This is a genomic window from Mucilaginibacter sp. GW821-FHT07G05, assembly GCF_059418565.1.
Map to the genome: position 1 here is coordinate 201,936 of NZ_JBWKQC010000001.1, position 16,647 is coordinate 218,582.

Here is a 16,647-nt window from a genome sequence, read left to right on the forward strand (position 1 = left end):
CAGTATAAGAGTAAACAAAGAAAGGCGCTATGATGCGCCTTTCTTTGTTTATATAGGTTTGGCTAATTGCCTTTTAACCAGCCGGTAATGCTGATGCGCTGTTTGGTGCAAAGCATTACTTCATGCTCCAGTTCGTTGCTTTTAAACAGTACGCTTTTGCCCAGCATAGGCGCAATAAACTGTTTGCTGTCTTTATGGTGCAGGCATAATTCGCCGCCATCGGCCGTTACCCAATCTGCATTAAGGTAAAATATCATCGAGTATTTTCTGCTGCCGTTTTGCTTAAACTGGTCTATGTGTTTTTTATAAAAGCTACCCTTTTCGTATACCGTATAATGAAATTCATAGTCGGTGATGCCGGTGTAGCAAGTGCTGTTAAGGTAGCTTACAAACTCATCCATTAAATCGAAAAAGGCGTTCTCGTACACATTATTATGCTTGCGGTCGAGCCAGTAAATTTTATCGCTGCGTACCAGCAGGTCATGTACCACTAATTTGTCGTTGCCCGTGCCCGCAGCTAATAATTTTTGATGCTGATAAAGAGCGGTAATGTTATCCGTGAGGTGAGCAGCCAACGCGGCGCTCAAAAAGTTATCGGCTATGCCAACCTCATCATCAATAAAACTATCAATGAGGGTGTTAAAAGTTTTTTCCAAAGAGCGCAAAGCACAATCGTAAATGGCTGTATCTGCTTGCGGTCAAGGTAGTCTTTATTATCATGATACCATGAGTTTATTATCTGGTGCTTTTAACCCTAACAAAAGCACTGCCGCAGTGTTTACATCATACAAACCAGTTTGAAAACAAACACTATGAAAGCATTACTCATCAATTGCACGTTGAAACCTTCACCGGCGTTTTCCAATACGGGCGCGCTTATCAATAAAGCTATCCGGTTGCTAAACAACTATGGCGTACAAACCGAAGAGCTCCGCCTGGTTGATTATGATGTAAAAACAGGTACTTCAAGTGATGAGGGTAATGGTGATGAATGGCCTGCTATATTGAACAAGGTAAAGCAATGCGATATATTTATTGTAGGTTCCCCGATATGGATGGGGCATTTGGCCTCCACCGCGCAACATGTAATTGAGCGTTTGGATGCCGTATTCCATGAAGACGAACTGGCTGATGAATCAACCGGGCAATACTTTACTTATAACAAGGTTGCCGGGTGTTTGATAACGGGTAATGAAGACGGCGCACATTCCAGCGCGGCGCAATTTCTGTGGGCTATGCAGGAGGCTGGTTTTACCATACCACCGAATGTAAACGCTTATTGGGTAGGCCTTGCAGGCGGCGATAAAGATTATGTGGAAGCCGGGGGCGAGAAGTACTTTTATACCAACTACACGTTACAGTACATGATAGCCAACCTGGTATATTTCGCTAAGCTTTTAAAGGCCAACCCAATAGATACTAATTTAAAGATGCTGAAGGAATTGGCTAAACAGGAGAGTGATGAGCAGTAGGAAATGCATATGTCCCTGTATGACAACTCTTGTGCTTTTCAGACTTACGAAGTTTTTAAAACTTCGTAAGTCTTTAGTAAATTGTTAGACAACAAAAACGGGTCATCCTGAGCCTGTCGAAGAATCGCGTGTAAAGGCCCCTTGCCCATATGGTTCGACAAGCTCACCATGAAATGTCATTAAGTTAGGAAACCTATACAAAAATTACGCTTTAATCAACTCACCCCGACTACGCTGGTCGACCCTCTCACGCAAGCGTAAAGAGGGTAAGAAACAAGAAATCCTTCTTTGCGTAGCAGAGAAGGTGGTCGAGCGAAGCTAAGACCGGATGAGTTAAATTATAACACATCTTAATTTTACAGCATTGCTCACCATGACATCCCACTAAAAAAAACTACTTACTATACTCCGGCAACTCATACCAGGGCTTCGTGGGCCTGTCGGCGGGAAAGCCGTATTTCGCACGGTAAGCTTTGCGTTCGGCGGTGAAATGCCACCAGCGTTTGGTGTCGTCGTGGTGCTTTATGTAATGCTCCAGTAAGCGGTACGAATCTTCCACGCATGGGTCGGCCCAGGCACCGCAGTGTTTTTCGTAGGCGTTGTATAATTCTACGGCATCTTTATCTCTCAACTGTTCTAACGAATAATATCCCTGTGCCATCAGTTCTTTGGCAAAGCCGATACCTAACGATGGTATACTTTGAAATTCTACTAACGCATTGATCTCTTTTGCCCTTGTTTCTGAAGCCTCAATCATCGAAGCTATTTCATCAGGGGCATAGTTGATCAGTTCGCTTAATTTGATTTTCTGCTTGCGCAGTAATTGCTTTTCCTCTGTACTCAATTCAAGATCTATCGACTTTTTCATACGCTATCATTCTTAAATAATTATCCTGAATGTAAGGTTAACACGCTCTTTCATCGGTTTGGTTGATTTGGCTATGCGGTGTTCCCAGTTATGCTGCAAATCGCCTTTCATTATAAGCAACGATCCATTTTCAAGCTTCACGGCATACTTGCGCTGATGATCGGCTTTGTGCCTGATATCAAACTGCCGTACTTGCCCAAAACTAACGGAGGCGATGAGCGGTTGTTTGCCCAGTTCTGTTTCATCATCGGCATGCCAGGCTACAGAATCGTTGCCATCGCGGTAGTAATTCAGCAGTACACTGTTGAAGCGAGCATGCACTAAAGGTTCAATCCGCTCTTTTATTTTAAGCAGCTCATCCGTCCACGACAGCGGATTAAATTTATGCCCCGAAAACGCGTAATCTTTGTTGGTATCGCCGTACCAGGCAGTAAGCCGTGGTGTAATAACGGGTTTGCCATACATGCTTATTACGCGTTGTTCCCACGGAATGGTCGCTATAAACGTTTTCAAAAAGAAAGCGCTTTCCTCCGCCGTAAAAATATCCGGATAATAATCCAGTACTTCCGAAGGTAGGTTCGCGCTTTGCCCGGCCTCGCCAAAAAAGCTTAATTGTTCCATTATTAAAATCAAATTTACTAAAATAATTAGTAAATTATAATTCTTTTTAGCGTTATCTGTCAGTATAAATTTGTAGCATTGGCCATTAATTTTTCCGTGAAATGAACATCGTCCTCATCATAGCAATAGTTGCCTTAATCGCTTACTTGTTTTTACGTAAAAAAGCCAAGCCGGAAGCGGCTGCTGCTGAAGCGCAGCCGGCTCACAATTACAAAGAACTACTGGAAACACATATTGATTATTATCGTAAGCTTGACGACGCGGCAAAATCCCGCTTTGAGCAATATGTAAATAACTTTTTAGCAGAAACCCATATAGAAGGGGTAGGCACAGAGATAAATGATGTTGACAGGGTGATGGTTGCCTCAAGCGCGGTAATACCGGTTTTTGGTTTCGGTGAGTGGCGGTATAAGAACCTTACCAACGTAATTGTTTACCCTGACACCTTTGATAATGAGTTTCAGTTTGAAGGCGGAAGCCGCAATATTATGGGTATGGTTGGCTCAGGTTATATGAACGGACAAATGCTGCTAAGCCGTGCCGCGCTTACCAAAGGTTTCTCTAAAAATAATGGGAAAGAAAATACTGGAATCCATGAGTTTGTGCACCTGCTCGATAAGTCTGACGGGGCCACAGACGGCGTCCCCGAAAACCTGATAGCACACGAATACGCCATGCCTTGGCTGCAAATGATGCACAGCGAAATGCGCCGTATTGAAGCCGGGAAATCAGACATCAATCCTTACGCGCTTACCAACGAGGCCGAGTTTTTAGCGGTGGCTTCCGAATACTTTTTCGAGAAACCGGAACAACTGGAAAGCAAGCACCCGGAACTATACAAACAGCTAAGCCGCATGTTCGGGCAAGACCCGGCATCTCCCGAAAATATAACTTAGCATAAACGGGTTATCGGGCTATATCTATTTTTACCTTTTTGTTCTTGATCTTTTCACCCCTGATCTCTTTTACAACATCCTCAATGCGGTCGCGTTTTACAGCCGCGTAGGATGAAAAGTCGAGCACTTCGATCAGACCCAATTCATCTTTGGCCAGTCCGCCTTTTTTAAGCAGTAGGCCAACAATATCTACCTTGTTTACCTTGTCTTTTTTACCGGCGGCAATGTACAGGGTAGCCCACGGAGCAGGCGGCGGTAGTTTGGGTTTAGCAGGCAACTCTTCGGCAGGGGGTAGGTCTTTTAAATAGACAGGTTTTTCATCCGGGTTGAGCAGCAGGTACGATGTGCCCGTGGCATGCATACGCGCGGTGCGGCCATTACGGTGCAGAAAAGCTTCCTCGTTATGCGGCAGCTGATAATGTACTACGTGTTTTATTTCGGGGATATCCAGCCCACGGGAAGCCAGATCGGTGGTGATAAGCAGGTAGTGGCTTCCGTTCCGGAATTTGAGGAGGGCACGTTCGCGGTCTTCCTGTTCCATACCGCCATGAAAAATATCATGCTGCAAGCCCCAATCCCATAACATATCGCTGATGCGGTCAACCGCTTCACGGTGGTTACAAAAAACAAGGGTTGCTTCGCCGCCTATTTTACATAACAGCGCGAACAGTGCCTCCAATTTATCGGTCGATTCCGCGATTACTACCTTATGTTTGATATCCGGGCTTGATGAGCGGTTGTTGAGATAATTGAGTTTGGTAGCGTTGCGTATCCCGGTAAATGAAGGGATCTCGTCCATTTGGGTTGCCGATGTAAGTATGCGCTTTTTAATGACCGGCAATTGCTTTATAATAAAAGCCATATCTTCCTGAAAGCCAAATTCCAGTGCTTTGTCAAACTCATCGAGCACTAATGTTTGTATGGTATTGGTACTAAAACTTTCGTGGCGTAAATGATAGGCGATACGGCCGGGCGTGCCAATCAGCACGGCGGGTGGTTGCGACAGGTTATTCATCTCCACCTTTACCGGGTGGCCGCCATAGCAGCAATTTACCTTAAAGCCTGTACCCATTGTTTTAAAAACCTGCTCAATTTGCAGCGCCAGTTCGCGCGAGGGCACCAGTATTAAAGCCTGCACGGTCGACACGGTGGCATCAAGATTAGCCAATAAAGGCAGCAAAAAGCCCAGCGTTTTACCCGAACCCGTTGGCGAAAGCAGTATGATATCGTTCTTTTTAGCTGCCTCAATGGCAGCTTGCTGCATTTCGTTCAGGGTATCTATCTTCAGGTTTAAAAGGGCTTGCTTTATCATGGCTACACAAATTTCAAAAAGCAAAGATAGCTTAAATATACCGCCGCAGCTTTGTTTATAGTAATAGCGCTTAACTGCTGTCAGCACAGGTTAATACATAAATTATCAATCATGTTACATTCATTTACTTCGTGTTATCGCATATTTTTGGAACTTTACGGTGTTTACTATAACCTAATTACAAGCACAGGGGAATGACCACATCCAACAAAAAAGATAGAACCAAAATATTTCGCAATCCTTTTTCAAAAAAAGCCTATATCTGTATGGCGCTGGTCCTGATAGTTTTTACTTTGTACCGATGCCAAACTTACAAACCCGTAACCACCGTGGTGCAGCCGCCTGTACCTAAAAAAGATACTGTAGATTTTAATACGTCAAAAGTTTTGTCTGCCGGTGAGTCGCTTGGCAAAATGAAACTGGAGCCCGGTTTTAAGGCCGAACTTGTAGCAGCCGAACCAATGGTAAGCACCCCCGTAGCCATGACCTTTGATAACCGCTGGCGAATGTGGGTAGTGGAAATGAACGGTTACATGCCCGATACCTTAGGCACCGGCGAAGATGCACCCAGCGGAAAAATAGTGATACTGGAAGATAAGAACAACGATGGCGTAGCCGATGAACGCAAAGTATTTATTGACTCGTTGCGTTTACCACGCGCGTTATGCCTTATTGAGGATGGCCTGTTAGTGGCCGAACCGCCATACCTGTGGTATTATAAAATAAATGGCGATAAGCCGGGTAAGCGTACCTTAGTTGATGCTCATTATACCGAAGATGGCAACGTAGAACATCACCCCAATGGTTTGTTACGCGCGCTGGATAACTGGATCTACAATGCCAAATCGAGCAAGCGTTACCGCAAATACGACGATAAATGGGTGATTGAAAAAACGCATTTCAGGGGTCAGTGGGGTATAAGCCAGGATAATTACGGCAGATTGTATTATAACGATAACTCCACCAATTTACTGGGCGATTATTTTTCGCCGGGCTTGGGTTTAACCAATGCCGATCAAAACAACGTGGCCGGGTTTATTGAGCGAATAGTACCCGATAATCGTGTTTACCCTATACGGCCTACACCGGGTGTTAACCGTGGCTATGTAACCGGTACGCTGGATGATAGCTTAAGGCTGATCAACTTTACTGCTGCCTGCGGACCGCTTATTTACCGTGGCGATCTGTTCGGACCTGCATATTTACAAAACGCTTTTGTGGCAGAACCCTCGGCCAACCTCATTAAACGCGATGTATTGAACGGGCAGGGCAATGTGATGAAAGGTATAGAAGCCTACAAAGGACGCGAGTTTTTGGCCAGTACCGATGAACGTTTCAGGCCGGTGAATTTATATGACGGGCCGGATGGTGCCTTGTATGTGCTGGATATGTATCGTGGTATCATTCAGCATAAAACCTATTTGACAGATTACCTTAAAAAACAGATCAATAAGCGCGAGCTTACCCAGCCGCTATCCTGCGGTCGTATTTATAAAATTGTGCCGACAGGTAAAGGGACCTTCAACCGTATCCTGGCTACAAATGGGGTACAACTGGCAGAGCAGTTAGGTGATCCTACCGGCTGGATCCGCGACAAGGCGCAGCAAACCATTATTGATAACAAGTTAACCGATGCAATACCTTACTTACAGTCGGCCTTAAAAACAACCGATAATAACCTGAAAGTAATACACGCCTTGTGGACGCTGGAAGGTTTGCACGTGCTTAAAACGGATGAAGTTATTGCAGCTATTAACAACCCGGATTGGGCCATACGCACGCAGGGTTTAAGCGTAATACCATCGGTTATTACCAAAACAAATTATAAGCGATATGTAGCAGCGTTACAGCAACTTCTGCTTAAAAATGATGATCAGGCTGCGCCGTACATCGCTTTTGTGTGTAATGCCATTTATAAATTTGATAAGGTAGCCGCCAATAAGCTGTTAAAAGATGTAGCGAAAACTTACCCCTCAAATGTTTTTGTTGCCGATGCAGTGATCAGTAATTTGCAGGATAGGGAAGTGGCCTTTCAAAAGGAGCTTGCCGTCGTTGTTCCTGACAGCACGCTTGCCATCAATAAACGCCTTAAAAAAGTAATTGCCAACAGGGCCGAAAAACTCCGCAACCACGATCCCTTACAATTGAAAAAGGAGTTTCCGAAAGGAGCCGCTATTTTTGCGAGTACCTGTCAAACCTGTCACGGAGCAGATGGTAACGGCATCAGGTCGCTGGCGCCGCCTTTTAATAAATCCGAATGGATAAATGGCGATAAGAAAAAGCTGATCTCCATAGTGCTTTATGGTTTGACCGGTCCGGTACAGGTAGATGGTCACCTGTATAAAGCGCCCGAAATTACAGCCGATATGCCGGGCATTGGTAACAATACCGAGTTTGCCGATGAAGATATCGCGCAAATACTAAGCTACCTTCGCCGTTCATGGCAAAATAATGGCGATAAAGTGTTAGCCAAAGAAGTTGCCGAAGTACGTACAAAAAACAAGGGCCGCGAGAAAGCATTTACTGTGGACGAGCTGAATAAGCTATAGATCATACTGCTTAATAATAGTTTAGGAAATGCCATGCCGAATGATCGGTGTGGCATTTTGCATTAAATGTGTCTCTAAATATATCAAGGGCTATTTCTTGAAAAATAGGCGCAACATTTTTTTTAGTAAAATAGTATAAGGAACTATCAAAAATTGAAAAAATATTAAACTTAAACTATATTTCGCCTGAATTATAACCTGATCATCTCAACACAGTGTACTCATTGCAACAACACTGAAACCCTGAATAAAATGGATAACCTTAAACAGCCCGGGTTTCCTTTATTTGGGTATTTTGCTGATGTGTTTTTCGGCTGCAAAGCTATGGCTATAACTGATGCGGTATGCAGGGTGCCTGCGTATATTAAAACGATGTAATAATACACTATGACCAAACGATACTTATTCAAAGTAATTTTACTGTGTGTTTTGCTTTGCCAGTTCTTTACAAAGGCATCGGCCCAGTATGCTATTGGCGGTAGCGCGGGTACAAACCTCGCGCGCTCGGTATACTGGCTCACCTGGGATAAGCTGGCCAACGGTTCAACGCTGATTACCCAGCCCGTAGGCGCCGATGCTTCCAATATCATCAATGGTACTTACGTGTGGCAGTTTTCGCCAACGGTAAGGATAACCGCTGTTATCAGCAATGAGGTGTCGTCAAACAGTCAGCACATGTCGGTTTACACACCGGGCAGTTACAGCGGCGATGGTTTAGATCTTATTTATTCGGGCAATAACCAGCCAAAGCCCGATTCAAGAGGCGTACCATCATCAGGCTTAGCCACACCTTACGGTCAAACAGTAAAGTTCGATATTGATATTAAAGTAGCCATACTCATCAACAATGTATGGACTAACGTTGTCTATCCGGGTATGATCATTGCCGATGCAGAATCTATCGACGCGGGCGGCGAATTTATCTCCGGGGATACACCTAATTCCATTGCCTGGCAGCTGCTTAATAAGCGCACCCAAAACAGCGCGGCCGATGATCATTACAAGTTAGATCTTTCTAACGGCGGTAAATCCTTTAAACTCTATGCCGATCTGCTTCCGGGCAACTTTGGCGTGCAGGCGGTAATGTTCGCGCATAATGCCAGCAAGCTAAACAATGTATCGATGAAAGGTTCGGGACTCACGGCTATGGCTATAGGTTTCGTTTTACCATTTGATTTGGGCGATGCCCCGGTTGGTTATGGTACTACCGGGCATTATATCGACAGCTTCCAGATCACCGATTATTATGCAGGCGACGGTACTTATGCAGTGGTTGATTATAATACTACACCGCTTGTACCGCAAGCAACCGTTTACATAGGCGCTAATAATGTTGATGCCGATGGTTTACCTAATGGTACCCCGACCGCCGACAGCGATAATTTGATCGGCAACAATGATGAAAATACATTCACCCCTGCCAGCTTGCCCGATGTACGGGTAAATCAGGCGGGCGATATCGTATTTAATATTCCGGTAACAAATACCAAAGGCGTACCGGCCACGCTGCACACATGGCTTGATTTTAACGGCGACGGCGTTTTCGGTGCCGATGAAGTGATCAGCGTTACGGTGCCTGCCAATACTGTCAACAAAACCTTTACGGTTACTTTCCCTAACGCGTTCTTTGTTAACAAAATAAAGGTGGGTAACCTGTATGCCCGTATCCGTGTTACTACCACCAATCTTATTGATGATATTGCTACCACGCAGGATGAAAGAAGCATCTCTTTCGCGGCTGATGGCGAGGCTGAAGATTACAAGCTGAAAGATATATTGGGCATTACCATTTCGGGTACTGTGTTTAATGACGGTAACGGCGGTTTAAATAATGTTATATCGGGTACCGGTATCAATAACGTAAGCGGTAGTCCGTTGTATGCTTATTTGGTAGATGATAAAGGCGTTATCGTCAATAAATCAGCTGTAGGCGCGGGCGGAACGTATTCATTCCCGAACTCAAATAATGGTACCTATACCGTGGCTATTTCTACCAATGATGTAGTAATAGGCGGAGCCCTTGCAGAAGTATCGGCCAATTTGCCCGCCAACTGGAAACCATCGGGCGCGGCCTACGGTGTAAACAATGCCGAAAATACAGGCATACAAACCGGAACGCCAAACTTACAGATCAAGGTTAAAACACCGGGTACCAGCCTGAATGTAACAGGTGTAAGTTTCGGGTTGAACCAGATACCATTGGCGGTTGACGATAACGGCACCACCACAGCGGGACAGGCCATTACGCTTACCATTCCGGCAAATGATACCGATGCCGATGGTACAATTGATAAAACTACCGTACTGCTGGTCGATCCGGTAGATAATCTGAAGAAAACATCGGTTACTATAGCTGGGCAGGGCACTTACACGGTAAATACCGCTAACGGCAATGTTACCTTTACGCCGCTGCCCACTTTTGCAGGTAAGGCTATACCGGTACAATATTCTATAAAAGACAATTTCGGTTCGGAGAGTGTTAACGCGCTTATCTCGGTAACCGTAAAGCCAACGGGTGTAAACGACACCGATTTTACGGCTATAGGCGTACCTGTAACCACCGCTGTTAAAGCTAACGACGGACAGGACGCGGTTGCTACCACTGTTACCCCTTCGCCGGGTGCGCATGGTACTACAGTGGTTGATGCTACAGGCAGGGTGATTTATACACCTGCTGCCGGTTACGTGGGTACTGATACTTACACGTACATTTTAACCACTGCCGATGGCGTGGTATCTGACCCGGTTACGGTCACTATCAGCATAAAACCAATGGGTGTTAATGATGATGTAACAACGCCTATCAATACCCCGGTTACTACTACTGTTACCGCGAATGATGGCCCGAGCGGCATAGGCGCAACCATTGTACCAACTAACGGGTTACATGGTACCACTGCCGTTGATGCTACAGGTAAAGTAACTTATACGCCAAATACTGGCTATATAGGTAAAGATACCTATACTTATACCATCACCAAGGGCGGTGCAACGTCCGATCCGGTTACTGTAAATGTGAACATTAAGCCTGTGGGTGTTAACGATCAGGATGCTACGCCGATAAATACCTCTGTAATCACTACCGTAAAAAGTAACGATGGCGCAAGCGGTGTGGGTACTGTAGTAAAAGCTACGCCGGGCGCTAATGGTGTTACCACAGTTGATGCCGATGGTAAGATCACTTATACCCCGGTTGCCGGTTTTGTGGGCAACGATAAATATACATACACGCTTACTACGCCCGATGGTGTAGAATCTGACCCTATTACGGTTGATATTACGGTATACTCGTCATCAATGACCTTAACTAAGCGTGCCACCAATACAGGTAGCAAAGCAGGCGATGTGATCAATTACACCCTGGTTGTAACCAATACAGGTACATCTATCCTAAACAATGTTAAGGTGGCCGATGCGGGCGTGGATGCAGGCAGTATTAGTCCGGCAAATATCGCTTCGATAGCGCCAGGCGCGACGGCGACCGTAACGGCAAGATACACGCTTACGCAGGATGATGTAAACGTTGGCCGGTACAGCAACCAGGCATCAGTATCAGGTACCGATCAAAATGGCAAAGCCATCAGCGATCCTTTATCTGATGATCCTACAACCTCCACGACTGATGATCCTACAGTAGTGCTTATTACACAGGGTGGCAAAATTGAAGTAGTTAAAACAGGCGTACAAACCGCCAATTATATCAGCTATACCTTCGTGGTGAAAAACACCGGTAACGTTACCCTTACTGATGTTACCCTTACCGATGGCAACCTCGGCCTTACCAATACACCGTTAACTATACCGGCAGGTGGTTTATTACCGGGTGCGAGTATCACTACACCGGCATTCAGGTATACGTTGAGCCAGGCAGATAGGGACGCGGGCGTTGTAAACAATACGGCTACTGTTAGCGGTTTAGATCCCGTAGGGGCTACGGTTTCAAACAGCGCTGGTATTGCCACTACAGTACCTGCATCACCGGTAGCTATTAATGATGCCGCGCAAACCAGCCTGAATAAAGCGGTTAATATAGATGTATCTAAAAACGACGATCCTAAAACTACCGAGTTTAATTTAGGTTCGGTTGAAATAACCAAACTGCCCGAGCATGGTACGGTAGAGGTAAGCGCCAATGGTATTGTAACCTACAAACCAAACGCAGGTTATACCGGGCCCGATACATTTAACTATCGTGTAAAAGACCTTTATGGTATTTACACTAACGAGGCTGTGGTAAACATTACCGTTACTCCAACTGCCGAACTTAAAATACCTACGCTGTTTACCCCTAACGGTGACAGCATAAACGATGTGTTTGAGATCCGCGGGTTGGATGGCAGTCTGCAAAATAAGCTGACCATAGTAAACCGCTGGGGCAATGAGGTGTATAAGCAAACCAATTACCAAAATAACTGGACAGGCGATGGCCTGAATGAAGGTACTTACTACTACCTGCTGCAGGTTAGGGGAAGCGACAGTGATAACTGGATAGTTTACAAGGGATATATAACATTAATGCGTTCGTTGAAAAAATAAGCCGGCAAATAACCGGGCTATTATAACATATATAAAGTATGAGAAGATATTTAACATTATTAGCGCTGATGCTAAGCACCAACTGGTTATACGCCCAGCAAGATGCCCAGCAAAGCCAGTATATGTTTAACGGGATATACATTAACCCTGCGTACGCGGGCTATAAAGAGAACCTTAACCTGCACGCCTTTTACCGTTCGCAGTGGACGGGGATTGATGGCGGGCCGGTAAGTATGTCATTAGCGTTAGATGCTATTGCCAATGACGGCAATGTGGGTTTGGCCTTGCAGATCTCTAACGATAAACTGGGCGCGCAAAGCAACCTGGCGGCGTATGCCAATTATGCTTATCGCCTGCGTATGAACGCCGATGGCAGTTCGAGGCTGGCTTTGGGTTTTGGTATAGGTGTGGTTCAGTTAGGTATAAACGGAAACCTGTTAAATCCTAATGATCCCGAGCCGGATATGTTCGCGGGAACGCAAAGTACCATAGTGCCTGATGGCCGGGTGGGGGTATATTATTCTGATGATAAGTTTTACGCGGGTTTATCTGCCGATAACCTGATATCGCAATACATTAAAGTACGGCAGGATGGTTACATCCCGCAACCTAAACCTCATTATTATTTAACCGCCGGTGTATTGCTGCCGCTATCAGAGGATATTAAGTTTAAGCCAAGCATCCTGGTAAAAGATGATCGTGGCGGGCCGACCAGTTTGGATATTAACGCGTTTGTTTTACTCGGCGAAAAGCTATGGCTGGGTGGTTCATATCGCCAGCGTGTAAAACTATACAGCAAAGATTATTTGCAGCGCGATTTGAGCAGTCTCAACTCTGCCGTGGCAGCATTGGAGGTATTTGCCATGAAGAATTTACGTGTAGGCTACTCGTACGATTTTTCGGTAGGGCCATTGAAAGGCTATAGCGGCGGTACGCACGAAATATCAATAGGCTTTTACTTTAAAACAAGCAAAAGCCGCATGCTAACGCCAAGATATTTCTAAAAAAAACAGTTGTAATTATTGAAGTTTCAGATTCTTGAATAAAAGAATTAGTATAACATGAAAAGAATTTTAACCGTTGCCAGTTTAATTGCATGTGTAATGCTGCTTAGCCTTAATACAAGGGCGCAGTCGGCATTAAAACAGGCCGATGAGCAATATAACCTGTATAATTATAGCAAGGCCGTAGGCTATTACCTTAAAGCTTATAAAAAGGATTCTACCCTGTACATTGCCGAGCATTTGGCAAACAGCTACCGCCTGATGCACGATTATAACAATGCCGAAACATGGTATGCAAAAGCGGCCGCAACAAAAGGCAGCGGTGCCGATGTGTTTTTGAAATATGGCGATATACTAAAAAGCAACGGAAAATACATCGAAGCCAAAGTACAATACACACGTTATTATGTACTGCGTACCGATGTTGACAAGAACCAGTTACGTGTATTAACCGCGGGCTGCGATTCTGCCGTTAAATGGATGAAATCACCAACCGGTGTCGATTTGAAAAATGAGCAGACCCTCAACAGTGCCGAATCTGACTGGGGCGCGAGTAATTATGGCAATAATATTGTATTTACTTCCGATAGGTTTGGCAAAAAAGGCGGGGAGCAGCGTACACGTAAAAGGGGGCTGCTGTATTTTGATCAGCATAAAGGGCCCGATACCGAAATTTATGGCTGGACTGGCGATAATTACCTGAAACTTTACCAGGCCGGTAAAACCGGAAACTCTACCGATACGGTTAACTTTTTCCCATTTTCGGCGGGTACAGAATACCATGTAAGCGCGCCCTCTTTTACTGCCGATGGTAATGAAATGTACTTTACGCTTACCAAAATACCGGCTCAGTGGAATGATACAGCGCGGATAAAAACCATTAAGCTGGAGATCTATTCGAGCAAAAAGAACTCGGGTGCTAACAGTTGGAGCGCGCCTGTTCCGTTTAAATACAATAATCAAAACCAATATTCGGTTGGCGATCCGTTTATTACCCCTGATGGCAAAACGTTGTACTTTGTATCAGATATGCCGGGTGGTTTGGGTGGCACTGATATTTATTACAGCCAAAAAGATTCTGAAGGTAACTGGGGCGGCCCGGTAAATCTAAAGTCGGTAAACTCGATTGGCAACGAGCGTACTCCGTTTATAGATGAAAACAAGGATATCTATTTTTCGAGCGATAACGGTATCACATTAGGCGGACTGGATATATTTAAAGCCACCCATACTACTGATGATAAATTCGGCCCGAAACAAAACCTGCGTTACCCGGTAAACTCACCGAGAGATGATTTTGCTTATGTGGTTTATGGCGGCACTACAGGCTACCTTTCATCAAACAGGTTAGGCGGTGTAGGCAGCGATGATATTTACAGCTTTACGCAAAAACCTGTAGCTGCTATCCGTTTAGAAGGTGTTTTGTATGATAAGAAGAGCCGCCAGCCTGTTGCAAACAGTTTGGTTACCTTAAGTAAAGTTGGCCGGATTACTACCAATGCAACCGGCAAGTTCAGCTTTAATCTGCAGGAGAATACAGATTATACTTTAAGAGGAGAGAAGGCCACTTATTTGAGCGATAACCAATTGGTTAGCACAAAAGGTATTACAGAAAGCAAAACCATCCGCAAAGATCTTTATATAGATAAGATAGAGCTGAACAAGGCGATCAAGATTGAAAATATCTATTATGATTTTGATAAATCGAACATCCGCCCGGATGCCGCTGTAGAATTGGATAAGCTGATAAAAGTGCTGAAAGACAACCCAAATATCGATATAGAGATAGGCTCACATACAGATAGTAAAGGTAACGATGCTTACAATATGGCCTTATCACAACGTCGTGCAAATTCGGTAGTGCAATACCTTATTACTGTTGGCGGTATAGATGAAAGCCGTTTAACTTCACGTGGTTACGGCGAAAGCCGGTTGCTGAACCGTTGTTCAAACGGAGTCGATTGTAGTCCTGCCGAGCACCAATTGAACCGCCGCACGGAGTTTACAATTGTAAAAATGTGATTTTAGTAATATTAATAGCGATTTAAGTATTAATTATTCTGTATTGTTTCGTTATTTTGAGGATTGAAGATGAAAGGCATGCTTATGCCTGCAAAATAACGCTACATGAACGATAACGAGAAAAAAGGATTCACTACAACTATACTACATTCCGACCGCCTGCTTAAACCGGAGCACGGCGCATTACACCAACCAATACATACAGCGGTTACCTGGGGATTTGAAGATGTGCAGGGGCTGGTAAACGTATTCCAAAATAAAGCAAAAGGTTATGCCTACTCACGCCAGGGTAACCCTACCGTTACCGCTTTAGAGCATAAGGTAACACAAATGGAGCAGGGCATAGCTACTATAGCATTCTCTACAGGCATGGCGGCTATTACGGCAACCATTATGGCATTGATAAAAAGTGGCGATCATATTATTGCCAGTTCATACCTTTTTGGTAATACCCGCAGCATACTGCAAACCTTTACGGATATTGGCCTTGATATTTCTTACGTAGATGCTACATCGGTAGAAAACATTAAAGAAGTATATACCGATAAAACCAAAATGGTATTGGTAGAAACCATTGCCAACCCGGCCACACAAGTAGCCGATTTAATTGCTATCGGTGATTTTTGTGAAGACAAGAAACTCTTATTTGTAGTAGATAACACCATGACCTCGCCGTACCTGTTTCGTCCGGCTACGGTTAAGGCAAGCTTTGTTATCAACTCATTAACAAAATATATTGGCGGCCATGCCAACGCGCTTGGCGGCAGTGTTACCGATACAGGTTTGTTCGATTGGGCAAACTATCCTAATATCGCCCAAATACTTCGCGATTCTATAAAACCGCAAATGCTTGGTATTACCCAGATACGTAAACGCGGCTTGCGGGATGGCGGTGGTACATTGGCTCCCGAGGCTGCGCACAATATCTCTGTAGGTTCTGAAACTTTGGCTTTACGCCTGGAACGTGCTTGCAGCAATGCCGCCGCGTTGGCCGCTTTCCTGGAGCAGCACCCGTTGGTAAGCAAGGTTTATTATCCGGGCTTAAAAGATCACCCGCAACATGAGCTGGCTTCTCAATTATTTCATCGTTATGGTGGCTTAATGAGCTTCGCGCTGGTTGATGGCGTTGATCTGTTCGCTTTCCTGAACAGGCTTCAACTGGTGATTAAGTCGAGTAACCTGGGCGATACACGTACGCTGGCTATCCCGGTGGCACACACCATTTTCTTTGAGCTTGGTGCCGAGCGTCGTGCCGAAATGGGGATCCCTGATTCGATGATCCGCCTGTCGGTAGGTATTGAAGATCAGGAGGACTTGATCGGTGATTTCCGCCGCGCGCTTGAAGCATCAGCCATATAATCAGCTGG

Annotated in this window: 11 protein-coding genes; 7 read left to right on the plus strand and 4 right to left on the minus strand. The window is 44.9% G+C overall.

Features of this window, described 5'->3' with window-relative positions; translation table 11 throughout:
* Window positions 1-62 precede the first annotated feature (62 nt).
* Entirely contained in the window at window positions 63-656 is a 594-nt protein-coding gene (locus AC07NA_RS00820) for a 2OG-Fe(II) oxygenase (RefSeq protein WP_494894831.1), read from the minus strand.
* A 156-nt stretch (window positions 657-812) separates the two neighbouring features.
* Here AC07NA_RS00820 and AC07NA_RS00825 point away from each other — a divergent pair, with 156 nt between their 5' ends.
* Window positions 813-1,472: a flavodoxin family protein gene (locus AC07NA_RS00825; protein WP_494894833.1), complete on the plus strand. Its 660-nt coding sequence runs from the start codon at window positions 813-815 to the stop codon at window positions 1,470-1,472.
* 394 nt (window positions 1,473-1,866) lie between these two features.
* Here AC07NA_RS00825 and AC07NA_RS00830 read toward each other — a convergent pair whose 3' ends face one another.
* Together AC07NA_RS00830 and AC07NA_RS00835 are read right to left on the minus strand one after the other, a co-directional pair.
* Window positions 1,867-2,340, minus strand: coding sequence for a helix-hairpin-helix domain-containing protein (locus AC07NA_RS00830; RefSeq protein ID WP_494894835.1), 474 nt, complete (start codon window positions 2,338-2,340; stop codon window positions 1,867-1,869).
* Window positions 2,341-2,352: 12 nt separating this feature from the next.
* Window positions 2,353-2,961: an alpha-ketoglutarate-dependent dioxygenase AlkB family protein gene (locus tag AC07NA_RS00835; protein ID WP_494894837.1), complete on the minus strand. Its 609-nt coding sequence runs from the start codon at window positions 2,959-2,961 to the stop codon at window positions 2,353-2,355.
* Window positions 2,962-3,062: 101 nt separating this feature from the next.
* Between AC07NA_RS00835 and AC07NA_RS00840 the strand changes: the two genes are divergently transcribed.
* A complete protein-coding gene (locus AC07NA_RS00840) occupies window positions 3,063-3,857 on the plus strand; it encodes a M90 family metallopeptidase (protein ID WP_494894839.1) in 795 nt (264 codons plus the stop codon).
* 10 nt (window positions 3,858-3,867) lie between these two features.
* Here AC07NA_RS00840 and AC07NA_RS00845 read toward each other — a convergent pair whose 3' ends face one another.
* A complete protein-coding gene (locus AC07NA_RS00845; protein WP_494894841.1) occupies window positions 3,868-5,169 on the minus strand; it encodes a DEAD/DEAH box helicase in 1,302 nt (433 codons plus the stop codon).
* Window positions 5,170-5,435: 266 nt separating this feature from the next.
* On the opposite strand from AC07NA_RS00845, the gene AC07NA_RS00850 reads away from it, so the two are divergent.
* The 5 genes from AC07NA_RS00850 to AC07NA_RS00870 all read left to right on the plus strand — a co-directional run bounded on the left by AC07NA_RS00850 (window position 5,436) and on the right by AC07NA_RS00870 (window position 16,639).
* Entirely contained in the window at window positions 5,436-7,718 is a 2,283-nt protein-coding gene (locus AC07NA_RS00850; RefSeq protein ID WP_494894843.1) for a DUF7133 domain-containing protein, read from the plus strand.
* 387 nt (window positions 7,719-8,105) lie between these two features.
* A complete protein-coding gene (locus AC07NA_RS00855; RefSeq protein WP_494894845.1) occupies window positions 8,106-12,254 on the plus strand; it encodes a CshA/CshB family fibrillar adhesin-related protein in 4,149 nt (1,382 codons plus the stop codon).
* A 38-nt stretch (window positions 12,255-12,292) separates the two neighbouring features.
* Window positions 12,293-13,258 (plus strand): PorP/SprF family type IX secretion system membrane protein, encoded by a 966-nt coding sequence (locus AC07NA_RS00860; protein ID WP_494894847.1) that lies wholly within the window; start codon window positions 12,293-12,295, stop codon window positions 13,256-13,258.
* A 57-nt stretch (window positions 13,259-13,315) separates the two neighbouring features.
* Window positions 13,316-15,280: an OmpA family protein gene (locus AC07NA_RS00865; RefSeq protein ID WP_494894849.1), complete on the plus strand. Its 1,965-nt coding sequence runs from the start codon at window positions 13,316-13,318 to the stop codon at window positions 15,278-15,280.
* A 105-nt stretch (window positions 15,281-15,385) separates the two neighbouring features.
* Window positions 15,386-16,639, plus strand: a complete 1,254-nt coding sequence (locus AC07NA_RS00870; RefSeq protein ID WP_494894851.1) for a cystathionine gamma-synthase family protein — start codon at window positions 15,386-15,388, stop codon at window positions 16,637-16,639.
* The last annotated feature ends 8 nt before the right edge of the window (window positions 16,640-16,647 follow it).